Annotated in this window: 23 protein-coding genes and 2 pseudogenes; 9 read left to right on the forward strand and 16 right to left on the reverse strand. The window is 62.1% G+C overall.

Features of this window, described 5'->3' with window-relative positions; all coding sequences use genetic code 11:
• Window positions 1–30: 30 nt before the first annotated feature.
• The 9 genes and pseudogenes from hisI to BFP89_RS12035 all read left to right on the forward strand — a co-directional run bounded on the left by hisI (window position 31) and on the right by BFP89_RS12035 (window position 7,103).
• Window positions 31–423 (forward strand): phosphoribosyl-AMP cyclohydrolase, encoded by a 393-nt coding sequence (gene hisI / locus BFP89_RS12000; protein ID WP_065885719.1) that lies wholly within the window; start codon window positions 31–33, stop codon window positions 421–423.
• 2 nt (window positions 424–425) lie between these two features.
• The gene (locus BFP89_RS12005) at window positions 426–758 is read left to right on the forward strand and encodes a phosphoribosyl-ATP diphosphatase (protein ID WP_057724443.1); all 333 of its coding nucleotides are present in this window, start codon (window positions 426–428) and stop codon (window positions 756–758) included.
• Between the two features lie 25 nt (window positions 759–783).
• Entirely contained in the window at window positions 784–1,062 is a 279-nt protein-coding gene (locus tag BFP89_RS12010; protein ID WP_065885720.1) for a twin-arginine translocase TatA/TatE family subunit, read from the forward strand.
• Window positions 1,063–1,072: 10 nt separating this feature from the next.
• A complete protein-coding gene (tatB, locus tag BFP89_RS12015) occupies window positions 1,073–1,477 on the forward strand; it encodes a Sec-independent protein translocase protein TatB (protein ID WP_065885721.1) in 405 nt (134 codons plus the stop codon).
• Complete coding sequence (gene tatC, locus BFP89_RS12020; RefSeq protein WP_065885722.1) at window positions 1,474–2,265, forward strand: twin-arginine translocase subunit TatC; 792 nt, start codon at window positions 1,474–1,476, stop codon at window positions 2,263–2,265. The genes tatB and tatC overlap by 4 nt, the downstream gene beginning before the upstream one ends.
• On the forward strand, window positions 2,262–2,969 hold the full coding sequence (locus BFP89_RS12025) for a 16S rRNA (uracil(1498)-N(3))-methyltransferase (RefSeq protein ID WP_065885723.1): 708 nt from the start codon (window positions 2,262–2,264) through the stop codon (window positions 2,967–2,969). Before tatC ends, BFP89_RS12025 begins: the two co-directional genes overlap by 4 nt.
• Window positions 2,970–3,143: 174 nt before the next feature.
• A pseudogene (locus BFP89_RS29710) lies at window positions 3,144–4,154 on the forward strand (methyl-accepting chemotaxis protein); the annotation flags it as partial.
• Window positions 4,155–4,355: 201 nt separating this feature from the next.
• A complete protein-coding gene (locus BFP89_RS29715) occupies window positions 4,356–5,060 on the forward strand; it encodes a methyl-accepting chemotaxis protein (protein ID WP_370671216.1) in 705 nt (234 codons plus the stop codon).
• A gap of 135 nt (window positions 5,061–5,195) precedes the next feature.
• The gene (locus tag BFP89_RS12035) at window positions 5,196–7,103 is read left to right on the forward strand and encodes a methyl-accepting chemotaxis protein (protein WP_065885725.1); all 1,908 of its coding nucleotides are present in this window, start codon (window positions 5,196–5,198) and stop codon (window positions 7,101–7,103) included.
• A 113-nt stretch (window positions 7,104–7,216) separates the two neighbouring features.
• On the opposite strand, the gene BFP89_RS12040 is transcribed toward BFP89_RS12035, so the two are convergent.
• From BFP89_RS12040 to BFP89_RS12115, 16 genes and pseudogenes are all read right to left on the reverse strand, one after another.
• Window positions 7,217–7,951 (reverse strand): amino acid ABC transporter ATP-binding protein, encoded by a 735-nt coding sequence (locus BFP89_RS12040; protein ID WP_065885726.1) that lies wholly within the window; start codon window positions 7,949–7,951, stop codon window positions 7,217–7,219.
• A complete protein-coding gene (locus BFP89_RS12045; protein WP_065885727.1) occupies window positions 7,944–8,903 on the reverse strand; it encodes an amino acid ABC transporter permease in 960 nt (319 codons plus the stop codon). Before BFP89_RS12045 ends, BFP89_RS12040 begins: the two co-directional genes overlap by 8 nt.
• 123 nt (window positions 8,904–9,026) lie before the next feature.
• Window positions 9,027–9,824 (reverse strand): transporter substrate-binding domain-containing protein, encoded by a 798-nt coding sequence (locus tag BFP89_RS12050; RefSeq protein WP_065885769.1) that lies wholly within the window; start codon window positions 9,822–9,824, stop codon window positions 9,027–9,029.
• Window positions 9,825–10,042: 218 nt separating this feature from the next.
• Window positions 10,043–10,843, reverse strand: coding sequence for a transporter substrate-binding domain-containing protein (locus BFP89_RS12055; RefSeq protein WP_065885728.1), 801 nt, complete (start codon window positions 10,841–10,843; stop codon window positions 10,043–10,045).
• A gap of 183 nt (window positions 10,844–11,026) precedes the next feature.
• Window positions 11,027–13,599: pseudogene (mdoH, locus tag BFP89_RS12060) on the reverse strand (glucans biosynthesis glucosyltransferase MdoH); the annotation flags it as partial.
• Window positions 13,592–15,343, reverse strand: coding sequence for a glucan biosynthesis protein G (locus tag BFP89_RS12065; protein WP_065885770.1), 1,752 nt, complete (start codon window positions 15,341–15,343; stop codon window positions 13,592–13,594). The pseudogene mdoH and the gene BFP89_RS12065, both read right to left, overlap by 8 nt.
• A gap of 267 nt (window positions 15,344–15,610) precedes the next feature.
• Entirely contained in the window at window positions 15,611–16,048 is a 438-nt protein-coding gene (dtd, locus tag BFP89_RS12070) for a D-aminoacyl-tRNA deacylase (protein WP_065885730.1), read from the reverse strand.
• Window positions 16,045–17,016 carry a prolyl aminopeptidase gene (pip, locus tag BFP89_RS12075; protein ID WP_065885731.1) on the reverse strand — a complete coding sequence of 324 codons (972 nt, stop codon included), beginning with the start codon at window positions 17,014–17,016 and terminating at the stop codon, window positions 16,045–16,047. The genes dtd and pip overlap by 4 nt, the downstream gene beginning before the upstream one ends.
• Before the next feature lie 121 nt (window positions 17,017–17,137).
• Window positions 17,138–17,938: an N-formylglutamate deformylase gene (hutG, locus tag BFP89_RS12080; protein WP_065885732.1), complete on the reverse strand. Its 801-nt coding sequence runs from the start codon at window positions 17,936–17,938 to the stop codon at window positions 17,138–17,140.
• Window positions 17,939–17,949: 11 nt separating this feature from the next.
• Complete coding sequence (hutI, locus tag BFP89_RS12085) at window positions 17,950–19,155, reverse strand: imidazolonepropionase (protein ID WP_065885733.1); 1,206 nt, start codon at window positions 19,153–19,155, stop codon at window positions 17,950–17,952.
• A 245-nt stretch (window positions 19,156–19,400) separates the two neighbouring features.
• On the reverse strand, window positions 19,401–20,939 hold the full coding sequence (gene hutH, locus BFP89_RS12090; RefSeq protein ID WP_141689082.1) for a histidine ammonia-lyase: 1,539 nt from the start codon (window positions 20,937–20,939) through the stop codon (window positions 19,401–19,403).
• 28 nt (window positions 20,940–20,967) lie between these two features.
• Window positions 20,968–22,476, reverse strand: coding sequence for a histidine ammonia-lyase (gene hutH, locus BFP89_RS12095; RefSeq protein ID WP_065885734.1), 1,509 nt, complete (start codon window positions 22,474–22,476; stop codon window positions 20,968–20,970).
• 136 nt (window positions 22,477–22,612) lie between these two features.
• A complete protein-coding gene (locus BFP89_RS12100; protein ID WP_065885735.1) occupies window positions 22,613–23,437 on the reverse strand; it encodes a quaternary amine ABC transporter ATP-binding protein in 825 nt (274 codons plus the stop codon).
• Window positions 23,434–24,285 (reverse strand): ABC transporter permease, encoded by an 852-nt coding sequence (locus BFP89_RS12105; protein ID WP_065885736.1) that lies wholly within the window; start codon window positions 24,283–24,285, stop codon window positions 23,434–23,436. The genes BFP89_RS12100 and BFP89_RS12105 overlap by 4 nt, the downstream gene beginning before the upstream one ends.
• A 71-nt stretch (window positions 24,286–24,356) precedes the next feature.
• Window positions 24,357–25,322: an ABC transporter substrate-binding protein gene (locus BFP89_RS12110; RefSeq protein WP_065885737.1), complete on the reverse strand. Its 966-nt coding sequence runs from the start codon at window positions 25,320–25,322 to the stop codon at window positions 24,357–24,359.
• 68 nt (window positions 25,323–25,390) lie between these two features.
• Window positions 25,391–26,836, reverse strand: coding sequence for a purine-cytosine permease family protein (locus BFP89_RS12115; protein ID WP_065885738.1), 1,446 nt, complete (start codon window positions 26,834–26,836; stop codon window positions 25,391–25,393).
• Window positions 26,837–26,887 lie beyond the last annotated feature (51 nt).

A 26,887-nucleotide genomic window follows, 5' to 3' on the forward strand; every position in this document is an offset into this window, starting at 1 on the left:
ATACACTGTCGCAAATTGCCGGAGCCGAACATGAAAGACTGGCTGGACGAGATCAAGTGGGACAGTGACGGCCTGGTGCCGGCCATTGCCCAGGACTACAAGACCGGGCGCGTGCTGATGATGGCCTGGATGAACCGCGAGGCCCTGAGCCTGACCGCCGCCGAGCAGCGCGCCATCTACTGGTCACGTTCGCGTGGCAAACTGTGGCGCAAGGGCGAAGAGTCCGGGCATGTGCAGACCCTGCATGAGCTGCGCCTGGACTGCGATGCCGACGTGGTGATCCTCAAGGTCGAACAGATCGGCGGCATCGCCTGCCACACCGGCCGTCACAGTTGCTTCTATCGCGTGTTCGACAACGGCGAATGGAAGGTGGTGGAACCGGTGCTCAAAGACCCGCACGCCATTTATTCGGCAGGACACTGACCATGAGCGATACCCTCAACCGCGTGGCCCAGGTGCTGGAAGAGCGCAAGGGCGCGGATGCCGACAGCTCCTATGTCGCCAGCCTGTATCACAAGGGTCTGAACAAGATCCTGGAAAAACTCGGCGAAGAATCCGTCGAGACGATCATTGCCGCCAAGGATGCGCAGATCAGCGGCGATTGCAGCGATGTCATCTATGAGACCGCCGACCTGTGGTTCCATAGCCTGGTCATGCTCGCCCAGCTGGGGCAGCATCCACAGGCCGTGCTGGATGAACTGGACCGTCGCTTCGGCCTGTCCGGGCACGCCGAGAAGGCTGCACGCCCGTCCACCTGAACAACTTTTATCGAGGATTTGCAGCATGGGTATTTTTGACTGGAAACACTGGATCGTCATTCTGGTGGTCGTGGTACTGGTGTTCGGCACCAAGAAACTCAAGAACCTGGGCACCGATGTCGGCGAGTCGATCAAGGGCTTTCGCAAAGCCATGAACGACGACGAAAAGCCGGCCGAACCCACTGCAAACCCGGTTCCACCGGCCCAGCCTGTGCACCCGCAGGCCGCCCAGCCGATCACCGAGCGTCGTACCTTCGACGTGCAGGCTGAAAAAGTCGAAGAGCCGACCCGCAAAGACTCGTGAGCACTGACTAATGTTTGGTATCAGCTTCTCTGAACTGCTGCTCGTCGGCCTCGTGGCCCTGCTGGTATTGGGCCCCGAACGCCTGCCCGGTGCGGCACGCACGGCCGGCCTGTGGATCGGGCGCCTGAAACGCAGTTTCAACGCGATCAAACAGGAAGTTGAGCGGGAAATCGGGGCCGACGAGATCCGCCGGCAATTGCACAACGAGCACATCCTGTCGTTGGAGCAGGAGACGCGCAAGATTCTGTCGCCGGTGCAGGAGCCCGCCAAACCGGTGGAACCTGTGGCCCAGAACAGTATCGCGCCGGCGACTGAAGCCGCGCCCCCGGCACTGACCGCGCCAACCGAGCCTGCGCCGACGCCCGTTGCGTCGCCCGCGCCCCATGACCCTACATTGCCGCCGCGAGCCCCATGAGCGCTGATAAACCGGAAAACGACCAGCACATGCCGCTGGTCTCGCACCTCACCGAGCTGCGTACCCGCCTGCTGCGTTGCGTAGCGGCCATCTTCATCATCTTTGCCGGGCTGTTTGCTTTCACCCAGCAGATCTATACCTTCGTCTCCACGCCGCTGCGCCAGTATCTGCCGGCCGGCGCGACGATGATCGCCACCGACGTGTCATCGCCGTTCCTGACGCCGTTGAAGCTGACCATGATGGTCTCGCTGTTCCTGGCGATCCCGGTGATCCTGCATCAGATCTGGGGCTTCATCGCGCCGGGGCTGTACAAGCATGAGAAGCGCATCGCCGTGCCGTTGCTGGTGTCGAGCATCCTGCTGTTCTATACCGGCATGGCTTTCGCCTACTTCCTGGTGTTCCCGCTGATCTTCAAATTCTTCGCCGCCGCCACCCCGGCCGGCGTGGAAATGATGACCGACATCACCAGCTACCTCGACTTCGTGATGACGCTGTTCTTCGCCTTCGGCGTGGCCTTCGAAATTCCGGTGGCGGTGGTGTTGCTGGTGTGGATCGGCGTCGTCAACGTGGCTTACTTGAAGAAGATCCGCCCCTACGTGATCATCGGCTGCTTCGTGGTCGGCATGATCCTTACCCCGCCGGACATCTTCTCCCAGACCCTGCTGGCCGTGCCGATGTGGATGCTGTTCGAGATCGGCATCCTGTTCAGCGGCTTGATCAGCAAGCGTGGCGAGCACCCGGACGACCAGACTGCCGACGACGACCAGCCGCCAGCGACCCAGCCGTGAACCTGCTGCTGCTGGAAGAGGCCGATTTTATCGCGGCCGACCGGGTGGTGCTGCGTGATCGGCGCCTGGTGCATATGCAGGAGGTCCACCGCGCCGTGGTCGGCGACAACGTGCGTGTGGGCCGCATTGGCGGGCTGATGGGTAATGCTCAACTGCTGCGCCTGGAAACTGGGGAAGCCGAGCTGCACGTCAGCTTCGACCAGACGCCGCCGAGCAAACTGCCGCTGATCCTGCTGCTGGCCCTGCCCCGTCCGAAGATGCTGCGTCGGGTCCTGCAAACGGTGGCCGCCATGGGCGTGCCGAAGGTCGTGCTGGTCAACAGCTACCGCGTAGAAAAAAGCTTCTGGCAGACCCCGTTCCTGGAGCCTGAAGCGATTCGCGAGCAATTCATCCTTGGCCTGGAACAGGCGCGGGACACGGTATTGCCCGAGATCGTTATCGAGAAACGCTTCAAGCCGTTCGTTGAGGATCGCTTGCCGGCCATGGCCGCGGGCACCCTGGGCCTGATCGGCCACCCCGGCGATTACCCACCTTGCCCCCGTGGCCTGGATGAAGCGGTGACCCTGGCCATCGGGCCGGAAGGTGGCTGGATACCTTATGAAGTCGAATTGCTGAGCAAGGCCGGCCTGCAGCCGGTGCAACTCGGTGCGCGCATCCTGCGGGTTGAAACCGCCGTGACCGCCCTGCTCGCCCGCTTGTTCTAATGTGGGAGGGGGCTTGCCCCCGATGACAGAGTATCAGTCGCCACATTCAGTGGCTGATACACCGCTATCGGGGGCAAGCCCCCTCCCACAGGGGTACTGCGTCGCTTCAGAATTTCATACACATGCCGATAACCCCGGAATAAGTCCAAGCCTTGTTCCAGGGGAGTTTGCAGCATGTATCGTTGGTTAGCCGAAAAGCTGGGGAATGTCAGCGTCAAAACCAAGTTGGGCGTCGGCTTCGGCCTGGTGTTGCTGCTTACATTAATCATCACACTCACCGGCTGGGCCGGGCTCTCGGGCGTGATCAGCCGTGGCGACAAACTGGGCTACATCGCCAGCCTCAACGATTTGAGCAAGGAACTGCGCATCGCGCGCCTGGACTTTGAAATGCGCCGTGGCGAACAGGGCCCGGGGGCAGTCAATGGTTTTCTGGGCCAGCTGGAAAGCGGCCTGAAAACGGCCCGGGCGCTGATTGAACAGCCCGCCGATATCGCGCTGGTCGATGACCAACTCGCCGCCGTTGACCAGTACAAGCGCGCCTTCGACACCATGGTCCAGGCCGGTGCCAATCGCGAAAACGCGCGCAGCAAGCTCGGCGATACTGCTGACAATGCGGTGCTCAAAGTCGGCGAAGTGGAAAAGACCCTGCTACAGGGCGACAGCGTCAGCCAGTTCAACAGCATCGTCGACCTGAGCAAGCTGATCCAGCAGGCGCGGTTCCAGGTGCGCGGCTACACCTACAGCGGCAAAGTCGAAGCCGAGCAGCCCGCGCTGGATGCCATCGATAATGCCCTGAAGAAAATCGCCGCGCTCAACGGCCAGCTACCTGATCAATTTTCCACCAACCTGCAACAGGCCGGCACCTCGCTGCAAGCCTACCGCGCCGCTGTCAGCCAGTACCGTGACTCGCAGGTGGCCAGCGCCGCCGCGCTGAAAATCATGAACGTCCAGGGAGACATTCTGTTGGACCGCAGCAGCAAACTCACTGCCTCGCAAACCGTGGTCCGCGACAGCGACGCCGCCCAAGCCAAACAGCTGTTGCTGCTGTCTACCCTGCTGGCGCTGCTGTTTGGCCTCGTCGCCGCCTGGGCCATCACCCGCCAGATCATCATCCCGCTCAATCAAACCCTCAAGGTCGCCGAGCGCGTGGCCTCGGGCGACCTGAGCCACAACCTGGAGTCCTCCCGCCAGGATGAACTGGGCCAACTGCAACGCGCCATGCAGAGCATGACCGTGGGCCTGCGCGAGCTGATCGGTGGTATCAGCGACGGCGTGACCCAGATCGCCAGCGCCGCCGAGCAACTGTCGGCCGTCACCGAGCAAACCAGCGCCGGGGTCAACAGCCAGAAGGTCGAGACCGACCAGGTCGCCACGGCCATGAACGAAATGGCCGCCACCGTGCAGGAAGTGGCGCGCAATGCCGAAGAAGCGTCGGAAGCCGCCGTGGCCGCCGATGTGCAGGCCCGCGAAGGTGACAGAGTGGTCGGTGAAGCCATCGCCCAGATCGAACGCCTGGCCACCGAAGTCGGCAATTCGACGATCGCCATGGGCGATCTGAAGCGCGAAAGTGACAAGATCGGCAGTGTGCTTGACGTCATCAAGTCCGTGGCCCAGCAAACCAACCTGCTGGCGCTTAACGCGGCCATTGAAGCGGCGCGTGCCGGTGAAGCCGGGCGTGGCTTCGCCGTGGTGGCCGACGAAGTGCGCAGCCTGGCCCAGCGCACACAGAAGTCCACCGAGGAGATCGAGGAGCTGATCGTCGGCCTGCAAAACGGCACGCAGCAGGTGGCGACCATCATGGACAATAGTCGCGGCCTGACCGACAGCAGTGTCGAACTGACGCGCCGGGCCGGCAGCGCGTTGGAGAGCATTACTCGCACCGTGTCGACCATCCAGGCGATGAACTCGCAGATCGCCACCGCCGCCGAGCAGCAAAGCGCCGTTGCCGAAGAGATCAACCGCAGCGTGTTGAATGTGCGCGATGTCTCCGAGCAAACGTCTTCGGCCAGCGAAGAAACGGCGGCGTCCAGTGCTGAGCTGGCGCGCCTGGGCATCTACCTGCAAACCCTGGTCGGTCGCTTCCGCATCTGACCCAACCTGCGCGGCAGCCGATTGCGGCTGCCGCATCTTGTGAAATTTCCTACACGGTTATCAGCCCGCCCTCACTCCAATTCGAATTAGCGTTCATCTGTCGCGAAACGCTTTTTTCTGAATGGGAGGTGCGCCATGTTATCTCGGCTGACCCGCATGCTGGCGAACGCCAGCGTACGCCTCAAGCTCGCGCTGGGTTTTGGCCAGGTGCTGATGCTCAGCTTCATCATCTCTGCAACGGGCTGGCAGGCCTTGAACGCCATCCTTTATCGCTCCGACAGCCTGACGAGCCTGGGCGAGCTGGCCGTCCAGGCGCAGGCCATGCGCGCCGACCGCATCGTGTACCGCACCCTGGCGGACAAGGCCAGCCTGGACCAGATGACGCAGAAGATCGAGAAAATCGACCAGCGTCTGACAGACCTTTCGCAGCGCCTGATAGACCCGGTCGATCTGCAACGCATTGCAGAGGCGGCAAGCCTGGTAGCCGACTTCAAGACGGCGCTGGCGCAGCTACCGGCCTTGATCGAGCAGCGCGAGAACATCCGCCCGGCGCTGAAGACATCTGCCCTGCAAGCCAGTGACACCCTGGCCCAATTCGCCAGCGACTTGCCCGACCAGAATGACGAAAAGGCGCTCGATGCCATCGAGCAATTGCGTCAAGCCATGGAGCAGGCCGAGGATCGCGCCCAGAACCCCGCCTGGGCGGCCGACTCATTGCAAGCCTATGCCGAGGCCGCCAACCAGACGCTGGACGCCCTGGATGCCGCACAGGCCACCGTCACCACGCTGCCGGTGGACTCCACACTGCTCAAAACCGACCTGGCCAACTACCGCGCACAACTGGTCAAGCTCAAGGAAGCCCAACTCAGCGTCGAAACCGTGCAAAACCGCTTCGAGCAGCAGCTCAACGAGTTGCGCGAGAAAAGCGACTTGCTGAGCCAGAGCCAGAACACCAAGCGCAATCAGGAGGCGGCCCAGACTCATACATTGCTGATCGGCGTCACTCTGGCTGCGCTGGTATTGGGAGCGCTGGCCGCGTGGTGGATTGCCCGGCAGATCGCCTCGCCGTTGCGTGGCATCCTGATCGCCGCCAACCGTGTGGCCGAGGGCGACTTGAGCCACGACATCCAGGTGGAGCGCCGCGACGAACTGGGCCAACTGCAACACAGCATCGGGCAAATGACCCGCAGCCTGCGCAGCCTGATCAGCGGCATCGGTGACAGCGCCCGCCAGATCGCCGGTGCGGCGACGCAGTTGTCCACCGTCACTGAGCAGACCCGCAACGGGCTCAACCAGCAGAAAGATGAAACCGACCAGGTGGCAACGGCGATGAATCAAATGCTCGCCACCGCCCAAGAGGTTGCACGCCATGCCGAACGCGCGTCCGTTGCCGCCAACGAAGCAGATCAGCAGGCCGGCTCCGGCGAGCAGGTGGTCACTCAGGCCGTTGAGCAAATCGGCAACCTGGCCAGTGAAATGGCTTTGTCCGGCCGCGCAATGCTGACTTTGCAACAGGAAAGCCAGAAGATCGCCAGCGTGCTGGACGTTATCAAGTCCGTGTCCCAGCAGACCAACCTGCTGGCCCTGAACGCCGCGATCGAAGCGGCGCGCGCGGGCACTGCCGGCCAAGGCTTCGCCGTGGTCGCCGATGAAGTACGCAGCCTGGCCCAACGCACGCAGGAATCGGCTGAAGAAATCGAAGGGCTGATCCTCGGCCTGCATAACGGTACCCAGCAGGTAGCCGACATCATGGACAGCAGCCGCACCCTGACCGACAACAGCGTTGCCCTGACCCGCGACGCCGGCGAGGCCCTGGCGGCGATTGCCCGCACGGTGGCGGTGATCCAGGAAATGAACCCGCAGATTGCCGCCGCCGCCGAGCAGCAAAGCGCGGTGGCCGAGGAAATCAATCGCAGCGTATTGAAGGTGCGGGATGTGTCGGAACAGACCGCTGCCGCCAGCGAGGAAACGGCGGCGGCGAGTGTTCAATTGACGAGGTTGAGCGTGGATCTGCAGACGCTGGTCGGCAAATTCAAGCTCTGAAGAACCATCACTGTAGGAGCGAGCTTGCTCGCGAAAAGCCCAAGGCCGCCGCGTTCATTTAAGGTGCGCTGCGTTATCGTTGACGATCTTCGCGAGCAAGCTCGCTCCTACAGTCATAGCACCTGGCGCAGGAAGGCCTGGGCGCGTGGGTCCTTGGGTGCATCGAAGAACTCGGCCGGCGCCGCGTCTTCCAGCAATTTGCCGTGATCGAAAAACAACACCCGGTCCGCCACCTCGCGGGCAAAGCCCATCTCGTGGGTGACGCAGACCATGGTCATGCCTTCCAGGGCCAGGGTCTTCATGACGTCGAGCACTTCGCCGACCATTTCCGGGTCCAGCGCCGAGGTCGGTTCGTCGAACAGCATCACCTTGGGCTCCATTGCCAGCGCTCGGGCAATCGCTACCCGCTGCTGCTGGCCTCCGGAAAGCCGCGACGGAAACTCATTGGCTTTCTGGGCGATACCAACCTTCTCCAGCAATGCCAGGGCCTTGGCCTCACGCTCGCGCTTGCCGCGCTTGCGCACGACCTTTTGCGCCAGGCACAGGTTCTCCAGCACGGTCATGTGGGGGAACAGGTTGAAATGCTGGAACACCATGCCGACTTCACGGCGGTAGGCATTCACATCGGTCTTCGGGTCGGCCAGTTGCAGGCCGTCGATGCTGACCGAACCTGAATCGAATTCCTCCAGCCCATTAAGACAGCGCAGAAAAGTGGACTTGCCGGAACCGGACGGGCCGATCACCACCAGCACTTCGCCCCTGGCTACCTGGGTGGTGACATGGTCCACGGCGCGCACCACATGGCCACGGGTATCGAAGACTTTTACCAGATCGCGGACTTCAATCACTTTGCGCGAGCCTCCGCTCAAGCCGGCTGGCCATCTTCGACAGCGGCAGGTTGATCAGCAGGTACAGGCCTGCCACACAGAACAGAATTTCAAACGGCGAAAACGAGGTGGTGATCACTTCGCGCCCGCTCTTGAGCAGCTCGGTGATCGCGATCACCGAGACCAGCGAGGTGTCTTTCACCAGGCTGATGAATTGACCGGCCAGCGGCGGCAGGACGCGCTTGAACGCCTGCGGTAATACCACATGCCGCATCGACTGGCTGGCGCTCAAGCCCAGGGAGCGCGCGGCCTCGTCCTGGCCACGGGTGATCGATTGCACACCGGCACGCACGATTTCCGCCACGTAGGCGCCGGTGAACAGCGACAGTGCCGCGATCCCGGCAAACTCCCGGGACAGGTTGAGCACCGTGCCGATAAAGAAATAGAAAATGAAGATCTGTACCAGCAGCGGCGTACCGCGCACCAGTTCGACGTAGATCGTCGACAGGTCGCGCAGGGTCGGGTTGCTGGACAGCCGGCACAAGCCGGTGGCCAGGCCAATCGCCAGGCCCAGGATGCCGGACACCACCGACAACCACAGCGTGGTCCACAGGCCCCACATCAACGGGCCCAGTGCCCAATGGCGGTTGACACCGATGACGTCACCTTCGGCCACATCATCGCCACGCGCCACTTGCAGGCTGTTGTCGGCGACCGTCACCTTTTGCTCGGCACCGGCATCACTGCGCAGCGTCACCTCGGCCACATCGCCTTTGCGGACCAGCTCGATGACGGTGGAAATATCGGCTGCACGCTGCGCTTCTTCGGCCTGATAGGCGAAATACTGCGGCACGCGGTTCCAGCGCCATTCGTAGGACATCAGCGAGGTGGCGTAGTACAAGGCGCCGGCCAGGCCGACCAGCACGACCACGGTCAGCAGGTGCCAGGGCCATTGGGCTTTTTTCTGTTTCATTTCACTGTCCGCATAGGTGTTGCCTGGTCGGCCGCCATCGGGGGCAAGCCCCCTCCCACAGGGAAACGCATTGCAAATGTGGGAGGGGGCTTGCCCCCGATACAGGCAACTCGGTCTTAAGCCTTATTCCATGTCCTTGAGCCACTCGGAGCTCTTGAACCACTTGTCATGGATGCGATCGTAGGTGCCGTCGTTCCTGATCTGGTGCAGGAAGTTGTTGATGAAGTTGACGCTGTCGTAGTCGCCTTTCTTCAAGCCGAACGCCAGGGGCTCAAAGGTGAAGGGTTCTTCCAGGAACACCAGCTTGCCGTTACCGACTTTCTTCTCGGCCACCACGTTGTACGGGGCGTCGTAGACAAAGGCGTCCGCCTTGCCGTTGACCACGTCCAGCACGCCTTCCTGCTCGTTGTCATAGCCGTGGTACTTGGCTTTGGCGATCAGCTTTTTGGCGACCATCTCACCGGTGGTGCCCAGCTTGGAGGTCAGGCGGTATTTTTCATCGTTCAGGTCTTTGTAGGACTTGATGGTGCCTTCCAGCTCCTTGCGAATCAGCAGGGTCTGGCCGACCACGATGAAGGGTTCGCTGAAGTTCAGGCGCAGATTGCGTTCCTGGGTCAGGGTCATGCCGCTGCCGATCATGTCGAACTTGCCGGTCAGGAAGGCCGGGATGATGCCGTCGTAGCCGGTGGACACCAGCTCCAGCTTGACGCCCATGGACTTGGCCATGGCCTTGAGGATGTCGACTTCAAAGCCGATGATTTCACCGCGCTTGTCGGTCATTTCGAACGGCATGTAGGTCGGGTCCATGCCGACTTTCAGCGTGCCGCGCTTGACCGCATCATCGATGGCGCCAGCCTGGGCCGCAGTCGCCGCCACCAGTGCGGTGACGCCGAGCATCAGCATCGAAAGATACTTTTTCATCATCAAGACCCCTGAACGTTTTTTGTAAGGCCGGCGCAGTATGGGCTGCGCCATTTCGGGGTGCGATCCTAACGCACTCGCTGCCCGTCACAAAGGTTTCACGACTAAATGTTATCGACGCAGGTAAGAGAAGCACTACGGCGCTGCGCCTGACTAAACGCCTGGACGGCCCGACGCGCAGATTCGCTAATGAGTTGATATGTAAGTAGTTATGACCATCAGTCAATCTCCGCCATCCAGGCAGTGTCCCTGAACCACTTGTCATGCAGTTGATCGTAGGTGCCGTCCTGGGCCACCTGGTTGAGGAAATGATTGATCCAGTTGAGGCTGTCGTAGTCACCTTTCTTCAGGCCGAACGCAAGGGGCTCAAAGGTAAACGGCTGCTCCAGCGTCAACAATGCGCTGTTCTCGGGCCGCGTCATGGCGATCAGGTTGTAGGGCGCATCGTAGACAAAGGCGTCGGCCTTGCCCTCCACCACGTGGCGCACGCCCTCCTCCGGCGTAGTGAAACGCTTGAGCCGGGCCGCCCCCAGGAAGCGCTGCGCCGCTGCCTCGCCGGTGGTGCCTTCGGTGACTGCGATCAGATAGCCTGACTCGTCCAGGTCTTCGATACTCGATGCTTTGCCGGCCAGGCGCGGGTGCAGCAGGACCGACTGGCCCACCACGATAAAAGAGTCGCTGAAGTTGAGGTACAGGTTGCGCTCCTGGGTGACCGTCATGCCGCTGCCGATCAGGTCGAACTTCTCCGCCATCAGCCCCGACAGCAACTCCGTGTAAGGCACCGCGACCAGTTCGAGTTCTACCCCCAGCGCGCGGCTCATCGCCTGGAGCAGGTCGATCTCGAAGCCGATGATGCGTCCCTGCTTGTCCGTCATTTCGAACGGTACGTAAGTCGGCGTGGTGCCGACTTTCAGCACGCCACGGCGCACAGCGTCGTCAATCGCCCCGGCACAGAGCAAGCCGGTGTGAAGCAATGCGACAACGCCTATCAGCAGTGCCGAACAATACCTTTTGAACATGTGTGCCCCCGTGGCGCGTCAAATTTGGGGGCGATGCTACCCCAGCCACAGGCACGGCAATACGCTTCGAGCGAAGGTCTTTTGTTTCGAAATAACAAGGAGTTAGGGAGGAAGGGAAGCGGCGCCAAACGCTGTAGGACCAGCGCTTGAAACGCCCCCGAGGTGAGCCCTCGGGGGCGTCTGAATCAGGCCGGTTGAGCCTGGGACGACAGTGGTTGCAGCGGGAGCAATGGCGCGTGCGGATCAGCCTTGATCGAAGCACGCCAAGCATCCAGCCACTCGGCGTGGCCTTCGCTCCACACCTGTTCATGCAAACGAGCCAGGGCTACCGGGTCGCTGAGCAGGGCCAGGCGCTCGCTGTTGGTGAGGCCGGCCGGGCCGACTTTCAACGCGTGACGAACACGCTCCACCCGCAGGTACTCGATCGGCTCCGCCTCGCGGTGACGCGAGGTCGCCAGGGCACAGGCCAGGGCGTTCTGCTGCGGGTCGACCACCGAACGCACGAACCCGTCATTGAGCGCGTGCCAACGGTTTTCGTGGGTGTACTTCTCGGTCGACAGCAGTGCCTGCGGCGGATTGTATTCCTCGGGGATCAGGAACAGGCTCTCATCGCGGGACTTGAGGCCCAGCTTGACCCGGCTGGAAATCACCGACACCGGGATCGACAGCATCAGCGAACCGACGATCGGGATCAGCCACCACAAAAAGCTTGGGTTAAGCCACACCACCAGTAACGCCCACAAAAAGCCCAGCAAGGTCTGCGGACCGTGACGCTTGACCGCTTCGCTCCACGGCGTGGAGTCGTCGTCGCGCTGCGGCGAGTTCCAGGTCGCGGCCCAGCCGAGGAACGCGGCCAGTACGAAACGGGTGTGGAAGATCATGCGCACCGGCGCCAGCAGCATGGAGAACAGCATCTCCAGCAGCATCGACAGGGTCACCTTGAACTTGCCGCCGAACTCTTTGGCGCCCTTGGCCCAGATCAGGATGATGCTCAGCAGTTTAGGCAGGAACAGCAGCACGATCGTGGTGGAGAACAGTGCCACCGCCTTGTCCGGATGCCATTGCGGCCACAGCGGGTACAACTGGCGCGGCGCCATGAAGTACTGCGGCTCCATCAGGGTGTTCACCGCCAGCAAGGCCGTGGACAGCACCAGGAAGAAAAACCACAACGGCGCCGACAGGTAGGACATCACGCCGGTCAGGAACACCGCACGGTGCACCGGGTGCATGCCCTTGACCAGGAACAGGCGGAAGTTCATCAGGTTACCGTGGCACCAGCGACGGTCACGCTTGAGTTCGTCCAGCAAGTTGGGCGGCAGTTCTTCGTAGCTGCCCGGCAGGTCGTAGGCAATCCACACGCCCCAGCCGGCGCGGCGCATCAGCGCTGCTTCAACGAAGTCGTGAGAGAGGATCGCACCGGCAAACGCGCCCTTACCCGGCAACGGCGCCAGGGCGCAGTGCTCGATAAACGGCTTCATGCGGATGATCGCGTTGTGGCCCCAGTAATGGGATTCACCCAACTGCCAGAAGTGCAGACCGGCGGTAAACAGCGGACCATAAACGCGGGTGGCGAACTGCTGCATGCGCGCATACAGGGTGTCCATGCCCGACGCACGCGGCGCGGTCTGGATAATCCCGGCATCCGGCGTGGCTTCCATCAGGCGTACCAGGCTGGTCAGGCATTCGCCGCTCATCACGCTGTCGGCGTCGAGCACCACCATGTACTTGTAGTCACCGCCCCAGCGACGGCAGAAGTCGTCGAGGTTGCCGCTCTTGCGCTTGACGCGACGGCGACGGCGGCGATAGAAAATCTTGCCGAAACCACCGGCTTCGCGGCACACGTCGAGCCACGCTTGCTGTTCGGCAATGCAGATATCCGCTTCATTACTGTCGCTGAGCACGAAGAAGTCGAAACGGTCCAGGTCGCCGGTCGCGGCCACCGATTCGAACGTGGCGCGCAGACCGGCGAACACCCGGGGCACGTCCTCGTTGCAGATCGGCATCACCAGCGCGGTACGTGCATCCTTGGGAATCGGCTCGTCGCCGGCACTTTTACCGGAGATACGGTATTTGTCGTGACCGGTCAGCAGCTCGAGGAAACCCATCAGCGCGGTCCAGAAACCGGCCGACACCCAGCAGAACAGAATCCCGAACATGATCAGGATGCTGGTCTGCAGTGCGTAAGGCAGTACCTGGGTAGCGGTTTGCAGCAGGGTCTGGTTGCGGATCTCGTCGAAGTCGACCAGCGACCAGCCTTGGTACGGCATGATGCCTTTCATGTACCAGCCGGCCACGATGGTCTGGCCCAGCATCAGCACCAGCAGGATATAGCGGCGGATCGAACCCACGGTACGCCAGCGCGCGGCGGGCAGTACCCGTTCGTCCTTCGGCGGCTTCGGCGGGTTGGTGCGCCCGGTCATCCGGCGCCAGCCGCGTACCAGGATGTTGGTGCGCCAGGGCTCGGGCACCACTTTGGTCCGACGGATCGGCGGCGTGGCCTTCAGGCACACGCGGCCGCTGGCGTCGAGCGCCAGCATCTCCGCGTCCTGCAGCTCTTCGGCCGTGCTGAGGGTCAACCTGCGGCCCACCGACGCCTGGGCGGCATCGGTGGGTGCGTCGAAGGTGGCGGACGACAGGCGTTCGTGCAGCTCGCTGAAGGAGCTGCAGCCCGCCAGCTCGGCGCGCTGCTCAGCCGTCATGGGGAGATGCGCCAGATACTCGGTCAGAGTTTCCGGCTTGACTTGTGAATTACTCATCGGCGGGCAACTGGTAGCTCCAGGTTTCGGTCAGGACTTGTTCAGTCTTGGCCGGCTCCGGCGTGACAGGGGCCGGTGCAGCTTCTGGCTGCTTGGCGTCCTTGTCCTTCGCCTCTTTGGCGTCTTTCTTGGCCTGTTTCTCGTGTTGCTTGGCCAGGACCTTGTCAGCCTTGAGCACGTGGGTCGAGACCTGTTCAGGCTCGGCCTGTGCAATTTCCTGCACCAGCGCCGCACGCATTTCAGTCGGCTTGCTCGCGTCCTTGATCTTCATGCGCAGGGTCAGGCGCCAGCCTTTGGTGTGCTCGTTGTAGCGCACGCTGTTTTCAACCAGCTCGGCGTTGTCGCCAACGCTGACCTGGCTGCGTACCGGGGCGTCAGGCAGCAGTTTCTTCAGGGCCGGGCCCTCGAAGTCCACCAGGTAGGCCACGGTGCCGTCCGGCTGACGGATCAGGTTGGATTGCTTCACGTCACCGGTGGAACGCAGGGTCTGCTTGACCCAGGCGCTGTCCGGCGAATGGAAGGCGGAATCGTCCAGCGTCCAGTGCAGGCGGTAGGACACATCCAGCGGCTTGCCGACTTCCGGCAGTTCGGCCGGGCTCCAGAAGGCAACGATGTTGTCGTTGGTTTCGTCAGCGGTCGGAATCTCTACCAGGTCGACGGTGCCTTTGCCCCAGTCGCCCTCAGGTTCGATCCAGGCGCTTGGGCGCTTGTCGTAGTTGTCGTCCAGGTCTTCGTAGTGGCTGAAGTTGCGACCGCGTTGCAGCAGGCCGAACCCACGCGGGTTTTCCACGCTGAAATTGCTGACCGACAGGTGTTTAGGGTTGTTCAGCGGGCGCCAGATCCACTCGCCATTGCCGGCATGGATCGACAGACCGCTGGAATCGTGCAGTTCACGACGGTAGTTGAGGACCTTGGACGGCTGGTTGGCGCCGAACAGGAACATCGAGGTCAGCGGGGCCACGCCCAGCTTGCTCACCTTGTCGCGCAGGTACATCTGGGACTTGACGTCGACCACGGTGTCGGTGCCCGGACGCAGGATCAGGCGGTAGGCGCCCGTCGCACGCGGCGAATCGAGCAGGGCGAAGATCACCAGGTGTTTGTCGCCCGGCTTCGGACGCTCGATCCAGAACTCGGTGAAACGCGGGAATTCTTCGCCGGACGGCAGCGCCGTGTCGATCGCCATGCCACGGGCGGACAGGCCATACACCTGGTCCTTGCCGACGACGCGGAAATAGCTGGCGCCGAGCATGGTCATGATTTCGTCTTGCTTGTCGGCCTTGTTGATCGGGAACAGCACCCGGAAGCCGGCATAACCCAACTGTTCGGTGGCTTTCGGATCAAACTTCACGTCGCCGAAATCGAAACGATTAGGGTCGTACTTGATTTCCTGGACGCTGTCGGCGGTGACTTCATTGATTTTCACCGGCGTATCGAAGTGCATACCCTGGTGATAGAAGGACAGCTTGAACGGGGTGTTCTGATCGGCCCACTCGGCTTTTTCATTACGGAAACGAATCTTCTGGTAGTCAGCGAATTTCATTTCGCGGAATTCGTTCGGCAGATTGCTGCGCGGAGCTTCGTATTTCTGCCCGGCCAGCTCTTTTGCCTTGGCCGATACATCGTCCAGACTGAATGCCCACAGTTGACCCGCGCCGAACAGGCAGAACAGGGCAGAGCCCGTCACCAGTGCGTTTCGTAACCGTTTGGCAGACAATTTTGGTGCATTACAGGGACTAACAATCACGAGCAACCCTCGCCGAAAACAGATCAAAAAACCAACGGCCAGCTATCTATATGCCAGGTTGGCGAGCATTGTTCCGACTCCGCAGGGGCAAAATGATTCCCCACTGGTTTGCCGGACAAGTCTCTACCTAAGTCAAAAATGGACCAAACAACGCTGATCCCCGTAGCGCGCGATTATCTAGCAGCCCGCGAGACAACGCATCAGGGACAACGAAGTATTTGTAGCGAAACCCTGCGTTTTTAGGCATTAAAGTCGTTTTTCATACATTCAGGTCTGTAAGAGAAAGGTCACAGGGCCATCATTGACCAAATGCACCTGCATATCTGCGCCAAAACGCCCTGATGCCACCTTGCCATGCAATTGTTGCGCTTGTAACAACAAGTGATCAAAAAGCGCCGCTCCGAGGGCCGGCGGGGCTGCCGTGGAGAAGCTCGGCCGCAGCCCGCTTTTAGTATCCGCCGCCAGGGTGAACTGCGATACAAGCAACAGCCCGCCGTCGACATCCTTCAACGACAGGTTCATCTTGCCCTCATCGTCGCTGAACACCCGATAGTTAAGCAGTTTGTGCAGCAGTTTGTCGGCGCTTTCAGGCGTATCTGAAGGTTCGACGGCCACCAGCACCAGTAAACCCTGGTCAATCGCCCCGACTATTTCGCCGGCCACCTCGACACGGGCGCCTCGCACCCGTTGCAACAAGCCCTTCATGCTTCCTCAGGCGGTAAATCAAGCAGGCGTCGTGCCATTTCGCCGGTTGCGCGGACCAGCGCATCGGTAATGCCAGGCTCGGACGCCGCATGCCCCGCCTCGCGGATCACCTGCAATTCACTGTTCGGCCAGGCCTGGTGCAGCGCCCAGGCGTTATCCAGCGGGCAAATCATGTCGTAGCGGCCGTGGATGATGACCCCGGGCAGATGGGCGATCTTGTGCATATCGCGAATCAGCTGGTCAGGCTCCAGGAACGAGTTATTGGTGAAGTAATGGCATTCGATGCGGGCGATGGACAAGGCGCGCTGCGGCTCGGAGAAGCGCTCGACATGCTGCGGGCTCGGACACAGGCCCAGCATGCGCCCTTCCCAGCCGGACCAGGCCTTGGCCGCGTGCATCTGGGCGATCTGGTCGTTGCCGGTCAGACGCTTGTGATACGCCGCGATCATGTCGTGACGCTCTTCCACCGGGATCGGTGCCAGGTAGTCCTGCCAGTAATCCGGGAACAGCCGGCTCGCGCCCTCCTGGTAGAACCAGTGAATGTCCTGAGGACGCGCCAGGAAAATGCCGCGTACGATCAAGCCATGCACACGCTCGGGGTGGGTTTGCGCGTAGGCCAGGGACAGCGTCGAACCCCAGGAGCCACCGAACAGCACCCATTTGTCGATACCCAGGTGCTCGCGGATGCGCTCAAGGTCGGCGACCAGGTCCCAGGTGGTGTTGTTTTCAAGGCTCGCGCGGGGGGTGGAGCGTCCGCAACCGCGCTGGTCGAAGGTGACGATGCGGTACAGGTTCGGATCGAAGTAGCAGCGGCTCTGCGCGTCGCAACCGGAGCCGGGGCCGCCATGGATGAACACCACAGGCAGGCCCTCGGGGGAGCCGCTTTCATCGACGTACAGGGTGTGAACATCATCGACTGCCAGATCGTGCCGGGCATAGGGTTTGATCTGCGGGTACCAAGTCTGCATTGCGCGCTCCGTAGGGTGTCGGGTTCATCCCTGGGGGGACGTCTATTATTCTGCCGTCCAGCATCATAAACCCGAATTGTGCAATGAGCATGTCCTTGAGCGCCTGGACCCGCGTCAGCCTTTATCGATAGTGCGTCTGCCCCCATGCCAGCAAGGCTTGCAGCAATTGTTTCAACACCACCTGGGTCGGCTCGGCCAAATCGGGGCGATAGCGGAACGGCTCAACCTCTTCCATATACGTGCTCTGGCACAACTCCAACTGCACCGCATGAATATCCTGCGCCGGATCACCGTAGTGGCGGGTAATGTGACCGCCCTTGAAACGCCCGTTCAGCACGTGGGTGTACTGAGGATGCCGGGCGCAGATGGCTTCCAGCTGGCCGGCCAGTTCGGGATCGCAGGCGGCGCCATTGAAGGTGCCGAGGTTGAAGTCCGGCAATTTGCCCTCGAACAGGTGCGGGATCACCGAGCGGATCGAGTGCGCGTCGAACAGCAGCGCGTAGCCGAATTCGGCCTTGAGGCGCGCCAGTTCTTCTTGCAGCGTGCGGTGATACGGGCCCCAGATTTTCTGCAGGTAGGTGGCGCGCTCGGCCTCGGACGGTGTCTGCCCTTCACGGAACAGCGGCACGCCATCGAACAGCGTCTCCGGGTACAGGCCGGTGGTGGCGCCCGCATAGAGCGGCTTGTTATCGGATGGCCGGTTCAGGTCGATGACGAACCGCGAATACTCGGCCGCCAGGGTGCTGGCGCCCAGTTCTTCGGCAAAGTCATACAACAAGGGAATATGCCAATCGGTGTCCGGCAGGCTTTGCGCCTCGGGGATCAACCCGGCCTCGACCGCAGGCGTCAGGCGCAGGCCGGCGTGGGGCATGCTGATCAGCAGCGGTACGCGGCCTTGTTTGAATGTCAGAACCTTATCCACAACGATGCTCCTCAAACAGTGACGTCGACGCCATGGCGCACAACGCGTTTATCCAGCTCGCCACCCAGCCAATAGGCCAGGTCGGCAGGGCGATCGATCTGCCAGGCGACAAAATCCGCGACCTTGCCCACTTCCAGCGAACCATGGGTGTCGCCCATGCCCAAGGCAGTAGCCGCGTGTTGCGTGGCGCCGGCCAGGGCTTCTTCCGGGGTCATGCGGAACAAGGTGCAGGCCATGTTCAACATCAGGCGCACCGACAGGGCCGGCGAAGTGCCGGGGTTGAGGTCGCTGGCGATGGCAATCTTCACACCGTGTTTGCGCAGGGCGTCCATCGGCGGCAATTGGGTTTCGCGCAGGAAGTAGAAGGCACCTGGCAGCAACACGGCGACGGTGCCGGCAGCGGCCATGGCGATGGCATCTTCCTCGGTCATGAACTCCAGGTGGTCCGCCGACAACGCCTGGTAACGCGCGGCCAGGCTGGAACCGTGCAGCGACGAGAGTTGCTCGGCATGCAGCTTCACCGGCAAGCCCAGTTGCCGGGCGACCTTAAACACGCGCTCGACCTGCTCGGTGGAGAACGCCAGGTATTCACAGAACGCATCCACCGCATCCACCAGCCCTTCTGCCGCCAGGGCCGGCAGCATCTCATTGCAGATGTGCTCGATGTAGTCATCGGCGCGGTCCTTGTACTCCGGCGGCAGCGCATGAGCCGCCAGGCAGGTGGCGCGTACGCTCACCGGCAGCGCTTCACCCAGGCGCCGCGCCACGCGCAGCATCTTGCGTTCGTTGGCCAGGTCCAGGCCGTAGCCGGACTTGATCTCCACCGTGGTCACGCCGTCGCGCAAAAGACTGCGCAGGCGCTTTTCGGCACTGGCAAACAATTCATCTTCCGTCGCTGCACGGGTGGCCCGCACGGTACTGGCAATACCCCCGCCCCGGGCCGCGATGTCGGCGTAGCTGACGCCTTCAAGGCGCTGCTCGAATTCGCCGCTGCGGTTGCCACCGAACACGGTGTGGGTGTGGCAGTCGATCAGTCCAGGCGTGACCCATGCGCCTTGCAGGTCATGCACCTGGGCGTAATCCGCCGTTGGCGCCTGGTTGCGCGGGCCGATCCACTCGATCAGCGAGCCCGCAGTCACCATGGCGGCATCCTCGATAATCGAGTATTTGCCCTGGGCCATGGTTGCGACGTGGCAGTGTTGCCAAAGGGTTTTCATTAACGCCTCCCTAAGTTATCGATGAGACAAAGCCGATTCGAGCGTTGAGCCCGCGTTTCAAACCTTTTTCTGGCGGGTGCATTTCTCGTCCCTGGTTATTTTTATCGCGAGAAAAAACGACCTCACCTGTAGGAGCGAGCTTGCTCGCGAAAAACCTGAGAACGCCCAGGGGTGTCAGGTTTCCCGCGTCATCGTTGGCGATTTTCGCGAGCAAGCTCGCTCCTACAGTGGGGGGCGGCGACGTGTTAGAGACTTGGCAGCAGCTTGGCCGGCACCAGCTCATTCAGGCAGCGGCTGGCAAGCAGTTCGCTGGCGGCGATGATGTCCGGGGCGAAGAAGCGGTCCTTGTCGTAGAACGCCACTTTGTCACGCAACAGGCCACGGGCCTTTTCAAGCGCGGGCGAGGTTTTCAAGCCGTCGCGCAGGTCGAGGCCCTGGCAGGCGGCGAGCCATTCCACGGCGAGAATGCCACGGGTGTTCTCGGCCATTTCCCACAGACGCTTGCCCGCAGCCGGGGCCATGGACACGTGGTCTTCCTGGTTGGCCGAGGTCGGCAGGCTGTCGACGCTATGGGGATGGGCCAGTGCCTTGTTCTCGCTGGCGAGCGCCGCAGCGGTGACCTGGGCGATCATGAAGCCGGAGTTGACCCCGCCATTGCCCACCAGGAACGGCGGCAGTTGCGACATGTGCTTGTCCATCATCAACGAGATACGGCGCTCACTGAGCGAGCCGATTTCGGCAATCGCCAGCGCCATGTTGTCGGCTGCCATGGCCACCGGCTCGGCGTGGAAGTTACCGCCGGAAATCACATCGCCTTCGGCTGCGAACACCAGCGGGTTGTCCGACACGGCGTTGGCCTCCACCACCAGCACCTCGGCGGCCTGGCGGAACTGGGTCAGGCAGGCGCCCATGACCTGCGGCTGGCAGCGCAGGGAATAAGGGTCTTGCACCTTGTCGCAGTTCTGGTGGGACTGGGACACCTGGCTGCTTTCACCGAGCAGGTCGCGATAGGCCGCAGCGGCGTCAATCTGCCCACGTTGGCCGCGCGCGGCATGAATCCGCGCGTCGAACGGCGAGCGTGAGCCGAGTACCGCTTCCACGGTAAGGCCACCGCACGCGAGAGCACCGGCGAACAGGTCTTCGCCTTCAAACAGACCGCGCAAGGCATAGGCGGTGGACACCTGGGTGCCGTTGAGCAGGGCCAGGCCTTCTTTGGCGGCGAGGGTCAGCGGCGTCAGGCCGGCGACTTTCAGCGCGTCGGTCGCCTCCAGCCATTCGCCCTTGTAGCGCGCCTTGCCTTCGCCGAGCAGCACCAGGGACATATGGGCCAACGGCGCCAAGTCACCGGATGCACCGACCGAACCTTTAAGTGGAATGTGCGGGTACACCTCGGCGTTGATCAGCGCGATCAGCGCGTCGATCACCTGCCGACGAATCCCGGAGAACCCACGGCTCAGGCTGTTGACCTTGAGCACCATGACCAGCCGCACCAGCGCATCGCTGATCGGCTCACCCACCCCGGCGGCATGGGACAGCACCAGGGAAAGCTGGAGGTTTTCCAGGTCTTCGCTGGCAATGCGGGTAGAGGCCAGCAGGCCGAAACCGGTGTTGATGCCATAGGCGGTGCGGTTCTCGGCGAGAATCTGCTCGACGCAGGCAACACTGGCTTCGATCTGCGCCGTGGCGCTGTCATCCAGGCTGAGGGTTACCGGCTGCTGGTAGATGGCCCGCAGTTGGGCAAGGCTCAGTTGGCCTGGAATCAGGGTTAGCGCAGTCACATTCATTCTCCTTGTGAATTGTTCTTCTAGGCATTCAATACAAATTCGGTAAGGCGGTGTCTTTGATCAGGTCGGCGGCCGCAGCAATATCCGGCGCCAGCCAGCGGTCCTGCTCGTAAGCCGGAACCACTTCGCGCAGCAGGCGCCAGGCGCGGTCGGTGCCGGCGCCGAAGCGCTGGCCCTTGAGAAACTCGAACGCCTGGGCCGCCAGCAGGTATTCGATGGCCAGAATCTGGGTAACGTTGAGCAATACCTGATGCAGCTTGAGCGCCGCATTGGTGCCCATGCTCAAGTGGTCTTCCTGCAGGCCCGAGGTGACGAAGTTGTCGAGCACCGCCGGTTGCGCCAATTGGCGGTTCTGCCCGCACAACGACGCGGCAACGTACTGCACGATCATCATTCCGGAGTTGACCCCGGGATTGCTCACCAGGAACGCCGGCAGGCCGCTGACGTGCGGGTTGATCAGGCGGTCCAGGCGGCGTTCGGCCACCGAGCCGATTTCGGCCATGGCAATCGCCAGCATGTCCGCCGCCAGCGCCACGGATTGGCCGTGGGGGTTGGCCTGGGACACCACGCGGTAGTTGTCCGGCGTGCCGAGCACCAGCGGGTTGTCGGTGGCGCTGTTGAGTTCGGTCTCGATCTGGCGCGTGGCGTGCGCCACCTGATCGCGCGCCGCGCCGTGGATCTGCGGGATCGAGCGGATGCTCAGGGCGTCCTGGGTACGGATGCCCCGGCTGGCGGCGATCACTTCGCTGCCGTCGAGCAAGGCGCGCAGGTTACGCCCGACTTCCTGCATGCCCGCATGGGGCTTGAGGGCAATGATTTCTGCGTCGAAGGCATCGATCTGGCCGCGCTGGGCTTCGAAACTCATGGCGCCGATCACGTCGGCCCATTGCAGCAAGTGATGCGCATCGGCCAGGGCCAGGCAGCTCAGGCCGGTCATGCACGGCGTGCCGTTAACCAGGCACAGGCCGTCCTTGGCGCCCAGGACGACGGGCTGCAAACCTTCAGCGGCCAAGGCGTCTTGTGCGGTCACAACCTGGCCGCGATAGCTGACGTTGCCGACGCCGAGCAGCGCCACGCCGACATGGGCCATGTGGGTCAGGTAGCCCACCGAGCCCTGGGACGGTACTTGGGGCGTGATGCCGTGGTTGAGCAGCGCCAGCAGCGCCTGCACCACTTGCCGATGCAGGCCGGATTTGCCGTGGCTGTAGTTGATGATGGCGGCGCAGATGATCGCGCGGGTCTGCTCGTCGCTCAAGACAGGGCCGACGCCGCAGGCGTGGCTGAGCAAGGTGTTGCGCGACAACTGGCGCAGTTGCTCGCCCTCGAGCGACACGTTGCACAGCGCGCCCAGGCCGGTGTTCACGCCATACGCGCGTTCGCCGCTGGCGACGATGCACTGCACGACGGCCTGGGCATTGTCGATCCTTGCCCAGGCCTGGCTCGAGAGTTCGAGCACTGCGCCGTGGCGGGCGACGGCGGCGACGTCCTGCCAGCGCAGGGGGGTGTCGGCGATGATGATTGTTGTTGCCTGGGGCATCTTCGTACCTTCTTCAATTCTTGTGCAGCCTTACCGGCCCTATCGGGGGCAAGCCCCCTCCCACCTTTGAAATGCATTCCCCTGTGGGAGGGGGCTTGCCCCCGATGAGGCCAGCAGCCTCACCACAAAGCCCGGATCAGACCACCGCCGCCCGCCGCTGAACAAAGCGATCCACATACTCATCCGCCGGCGAGTGCAGGATCTCGCGCGGCGTGCCGACCTGGATCAGCTTGCCGTCCTTGAGGATCGCAATGCGATTGCCGATGCGCACGGCCTCGTCGAGGTCATGGGTAATAAATACGATGGTCTTGTGCAGGGTCTTTTGCAGCTCGAGCAACTGGTCCTGCATCTCGGCGCGGATCAGCGGGTCGAGGGCGCTGAAGGCTTCGTCCATCAGGATGATGTCGGTGTCGGCCGCCAGTGCGCGGGCCAGGCCCACACGTTGACGCATGCCGCCGGAGAGCTGGTGCGGGTATTTGTTTTCATAGCCTTTGAGGCCCACGGTTTCGATCCAGTGCAGGGCGCGTTCGGCGCAGACCTGCTTGGTTTCGCCACGCACTTTCAGGCCATAGGCGACGTTGTCGAGCACGCTTTTGTGGGGCAACAGGCCGAAGCTCTGGAACACCATGCTGATCTTGTGGCGACGGAATTGACGCAGGGCTTCCATGTCCAGTTGCAGGATGTCTTCGCCATCCACCAGGATCGCGCCGCTGGTGGGGTCGATCAGGCGGTTGAAGTGACGCACCAGGGTGGACTTGCCGGAGCCGGACAGGCCCATGATCACAAAGATTTCACCGGTAGCGATGCTCAGGGACAGGTCGTTCACACCGACCACGCAGCCGGTCTCGGCCAATACCTGATCCTTGGTCTTGCCCTGGCCAATCAGCGCCAGCGCTTCCCTGGAGCGGTTGCCGAAGATCTTGAAGACGTTTTTGACTTCGATTTTGCTGACGGTAGTCATTTGCTCGCCTCATGCCGTGGACGACCATAGGCCTGGGTAATGCGGTCGATGACCACTGCAAGAATCACGATCGCCAGACCGGCCTCCAGGCCACGCCCGACGTTGAGGGTCTGGATGCCGACGAGGACGTCTTCACCCAGGCCGCGCGCGCCGATCATCGAGGCGATCACCACCATCGACAACGCCATCATGGTGGTCTGGTTGATGCCCGCCATGATGCTCGGCAGCGCCAGCGGCAGTTGCACGCCGAACAATTGCTGCCAGCGGTTGGCACCGAAAGCGTTGATGGCTTCCATGACTTCGCCATCGACCTGGCGAATGCCCAAGTCGGTCAGGCGGATCAGCGGCGGCGCGGCGTAAATGACCGTGGCGAAAATCGCCGGCACCTTGCCCAGGCCAAACAGCATCAGCACCGGGATCAGGTACACGAAGCTGGGCATGGTTTGCATGATGTCGAGCAACGGCATAAGCACCGAGCGCAAGCGATTGCTGCGCGCGGAAAGGATGCCCAGGGGAATGCCGATCAGCACCGAGATCACCGTGGCGACCATCATCAGCGCCAGGGTCTGCATCAGTTTGTCCCACAGGCCGACCGCGCCGACGAGGAACAACAAACCGACGATCACGGCCGTGGTCACCACCTTGCGGGTGGCATGCCAGGCGATCACGCCGACGATGGCCAGCATCAGCCACCAGGGCGCCGCGCGCAGCAGCCCTTCCAGATTGACGATGGCCCACAGCAGGGTGTCGGAGATGTGCCGGAACACATCGCCGTAGTTGGTGACCAGCGAGTCCACCCAACCGTTGACCCAGTCGGCGATGGAAAACGTAAAACTCTCGGGAAACATAGCGTGCTCTCGATCCAGTGGGTTGAGGCCAGGCGTCCGGCTGCCTCTCAGGGTAGCCGGACACGCTTTACCTACAAGGCCGCGTCGATTTTCCTGGCGGCGTCTTCGCTCACCCAGGCGTGCCAGACTTCAGGATGTTCCTTGAGGAAAATTTTCGCCAGCTTCGGCGACTCGATCCGTTCCTTGGCCATGCGGCCCAGGTTCTGGTTCAGCAGGTCGATGGGCAGGTTGACCTTTTCCAGCACGGCCACCAGTTCCGGCGCTTGTTCGTGGAAGGTCTTGGACAGGCCGACCTTGATGCTCACGCTTTTATCCACGCCGGGCTTTTCTTCCAGCTTGACCAGGTCCACCTGGCCCATCAGCGGCGTCGGCGACCAGTAGTAGAACAGGATCGGCTCGCCGCGCTTGTAGCTCGACAGTACCGCCGCGTCCAGCGCCGGGCCGGTGCCGGGGCGGAAGTTGGTGTAGGTGCTTTCCAGGCCGTAGCTCTTGAGCATTTCGCTGTTGTCCAGTTCACAGGTCCAGCCGGCCGGGCAGTTGTAGAAGCGGCCCTTGGACGGTTCTTCCTGGTCCTTGAACACGGCGGCGTACTTGGCCAGGTCAGCGATGTTTTTCAGGTCAGGCGCCTTGGCTTCCAGCTTGCGCTTGGCGTCACCTTCGATCACATAGCGCGGCACGTACCAGCCTTCAACCGCGCCAACCACCGGCGCGCCGACGCCGACGACCTTGCCGGCCTTCTCGGCCTTGTTCCAGACTTCGCTGCGGCCCACCCACTCCTCGGCAAACACCTGGATGTCATTACTGCTCAGGGCGTTTTCCATGGTGATGGAGTTGCCCGGCAGGCTGTCGGTTTTGCAGTCGTAGCCTTTCTCCAGCACGGTTTGCAGGATGTCGGTGAGCAACATGCCGCTTTCCCAGTTCAGCCCGGCGAATTTCACCGGCTTGCCGGATTCGCACCAGCCGGCCGCCTGGGCGCCGGCGCTTGCCAGCAAGCCCGCAGACAGCAACGTGGTCAGCAGGGTCTTATGCATTTTCATTATGTGACGCTCCCAATCATGAAATGGATTACGGCAGTCAAAAGGCGTCCTGCCTTGTCCACGTCCCATCAGGCTTGCGCAGGCAGCCCGTCTGTTGTGAGTAAAGCGCCCTGCTCTTTCGGCAGGATCAGATGATCGGGCACCGTGCCGTGCCATTTTTTCGCACACACGTAATACACGGCAGCAGGCAGTACCAGGCCGATGATCCAGGAAATATCCACGTCCCCCAGCGCAGCCACCAGGGGCCCCGTGTAGAACTTGGTTGAGATGAACGGCAACTGCACCAGCACGCCGAACACATAGACGCTGATCCCCAACAGGTTCCAGCGACCGTAGCGACCGTTCGGGTCGGACAAGGCCGGCACGTCGTAGCGCTCGCCGGTGATGCAGTAGTAATCCACCAGGTTGATCGCGCTCCAGGGCGTGAAGAACGCCAGCAGGAACAGGATGAACGACTTGAACGCACCGAGGAACGAGTGCTGGCCGAGCAATGCGATCAGGGTTGCCGCACCGACGATGACGAGCACGAACACCAGGCGCTGCAGACGGGTGACCTCAAGGCGGCCACGAAAACCGCTGATGATGGTCGCAATGCACATGAAGCTGCCGTAGGAGTTGAGCGTGGAGATGGTGACCTTGCCGAACGCGATGCTGAAGTACAGCAACGCCGCAGTGGCCCCCGTCCCGCTCAAGCCAACGATGTAGGCCACTTCATGCCCGGCGAATTGGCCGTTGGACATGGCGGCGGCAAACACACCGAGCACCATCGCCACCTGTGCGCCAATCACCGAGCCCGCACCCGCGGCGAAGAAGGTTTTCACCGATGACGTCTTGCTCGGCAGGTAACGCGAATAGTCCGCCACGTAGGGGCCGAAGGCGATCTGCCAGGAGGCCGCGAGCGACACCGCCAGCAGAAAACTGCTCCAGCTGAAGTGACGGATCTGCAGGAGCGCGCCAACATCGGTCTGGCTCATCAGGCGACTGAACAGGTAGACAAAGGCAATCACGCCGATGACGCTGGCAACACGCCCGATGAAATGGATCACCCGGTAACCGAGCACCGTGACCAGCACGATGACACTGGCAAAGATCAGGATGCCCACGCTGTCGCTGACCCCGAACAACTGGCCCAGCGCCTGCCCGGACAACACGGTGCCGGTGGCGGTGAAACCCAGGTACATCAGGCACACCAGCACGATCGGGATGGCCGCGCCATACACGCCGAACTGCACCCGGCTGGAGATCATCTGCGGCAGGCCAAGCTTGGGCCCTTGCGCCGCATGCAATGCCATGACGCCGCCGCCGATCAGTTGACCGATCAAAAGACCGATCAACGACCAGAACACATCACCGCCCAGCACCACGGCCAGGGCCCCGGTGACAATCGCGGTGATTTGCAGGTTGGCCCCCATCCACAGGGTGAACTGGCTCAGTAGACGACCATGTCTTTCCGCTTCCGGGATGTAGTCGATCGAACGCCTTTCGATCAACGGGGTAGTGTCGTTCGCAGCCATGCTGTTCAACCTCTGATGGATTGTTCGATGCTTTTCTGTGGGAGCGAGCTT

Source organism: Pseudomonas sp. 31 R 17 (assembly GCF_900004915.1).
GTDB lineage: Bacteria > Pseudomonadota > Gammaproteobacteria > Pseudomonadales > Pseudomonadaceae > Aquipseudomonas > Aquipseudomonas orientalis_A.

Bases quoted from the DNA above. Each gene is read 5' to 3' on its own strand.
- BFP89_RS12115 (WP_065885738.1), bottom strand. From the start codon at position 26,836: ATGGCTGCGAACGACACTACCCCGTTGATCGAAAGGCGTTCGATCGAC.
- tatB (WP_065885721.1), top strand. From the start codon at position 1,073: ATGTTTGGTATCAGCTTCTCTGAACTGCTGCTCGTCGGCCTCGTGGCC.
- hutH (WP_065885734.1), bottom strand. From the start codon at position 22,476: ATGCCCCAGGCAACAACAATCATCATCGCCGACACCCCCCTGCGCTGG.
- BFP89_RS12005 (WP_057724443.1), top strand. From the start codon at position 426: ATGAGCGATACCCTCAACCGCGTGGCCCAGGTGCTGGAAGAGCGCAAG.
- dtd (WP_065885730.1), bottom strand. From the start codon at position 16,048: ATGAAGGGCTTGTTGCAACGGGTGCGAGGCGCCCGTGTCGAGGTGGCC.
- tatC (WP_065885722.1), top strand. From the start codon at position 1,474: ATGAGCGCTGATAAACCGGAAAACGACCAGCACATGCCGCTGGTCTCG.
- BFP89_RS12045 (WP_065885727.1), bottom strand. From the start codon at position 8,903: ATGAAACAGAAAAAAGCCCAATGGCCCTGGCACCTGCTGACCGTGGTC.
- hisI (WP_065885719.1), top strand. From the start codon at position 31: ATGAAAGACTGGCTGGACGAGATCAAGTGGGACAGTGACGGCCTGGTG.
- BFP89_RS12050 (WP_065885769.1), bottom strand. From the start codon at position 9,824: ATGAAAAAGTATCTTTCGATGCTGATGCTCGGCGTCACCGCACTGGTG.
- BFP89_RS12110 (WP_065885737.1), bottom strand. From the start codon at position 25,322: ATGAAAATGCATAAGACCCTGCTGACCACGTTGCTGTCTGCGGGCTTG.
- hutH (WP_141689082.1), bottom strand. From the start codon at position 20,939: ATGAATGTGACTGCGCTAACCCTGATTCCAGGCCAACTGAGCCTTGCC.
- BFP89_RS12100 (WP_065885735.1), bottom strand. From the start codon at position 23,437: ATGACTACCGTCAGCAAAATCGAAGTCAAAAACGTCTTCAAGATCTTC.
- hutI (WP_065885733.1), bottom strand. From the start codon at position 19,155: ATGAAAACCCTTTGGCAACACTGCCACGTCGCAACCATGGCCCAGGGC.
- BFP89_RS12055 (WP_065885728.1), bottom strand. From the start codon at position 10,843: ATGTTCAAAAGGTATTGTTCGGCACTGCTGATAGGCGTTGTCGCATTG.
- BFP89_RS12105 (WP_065885736.1), bottom strand. From the start codon at position 24,285: ATGTTTCCCGAGAGTTTTACGTTTTCCATCGCCGACTGGGTCAACGGT.
- BFP89_RS12035 (WP_065885725.1), top strand. From the start codon at position 5,196: ATGTTATCTCGGCTGACCCGCATGCTGGCGAACGCCAGCGTACGCCTC.
- BFP89_RS29715 (WP_370671216.1), top strand. From the start codon at position 4,356: ATGGCCGCCACCGTGCAGGAAGTGGCGCGCAATGCCGAAGAAGCGTCG.
- pip (WP_065885731.1), bottom strand. From the start codon at position 17,016: ATGCAGACTTGGTACCCGCAGATCAAACCCTATGCCCGGCACGATCTG.
- BFP89_RS12010 (WP_065885720.1), top strand. From the start codon at position 784: ATGGGTATTTTTGACTGGAAACACTGGATCGTCATTCTGGTGGTCGTG.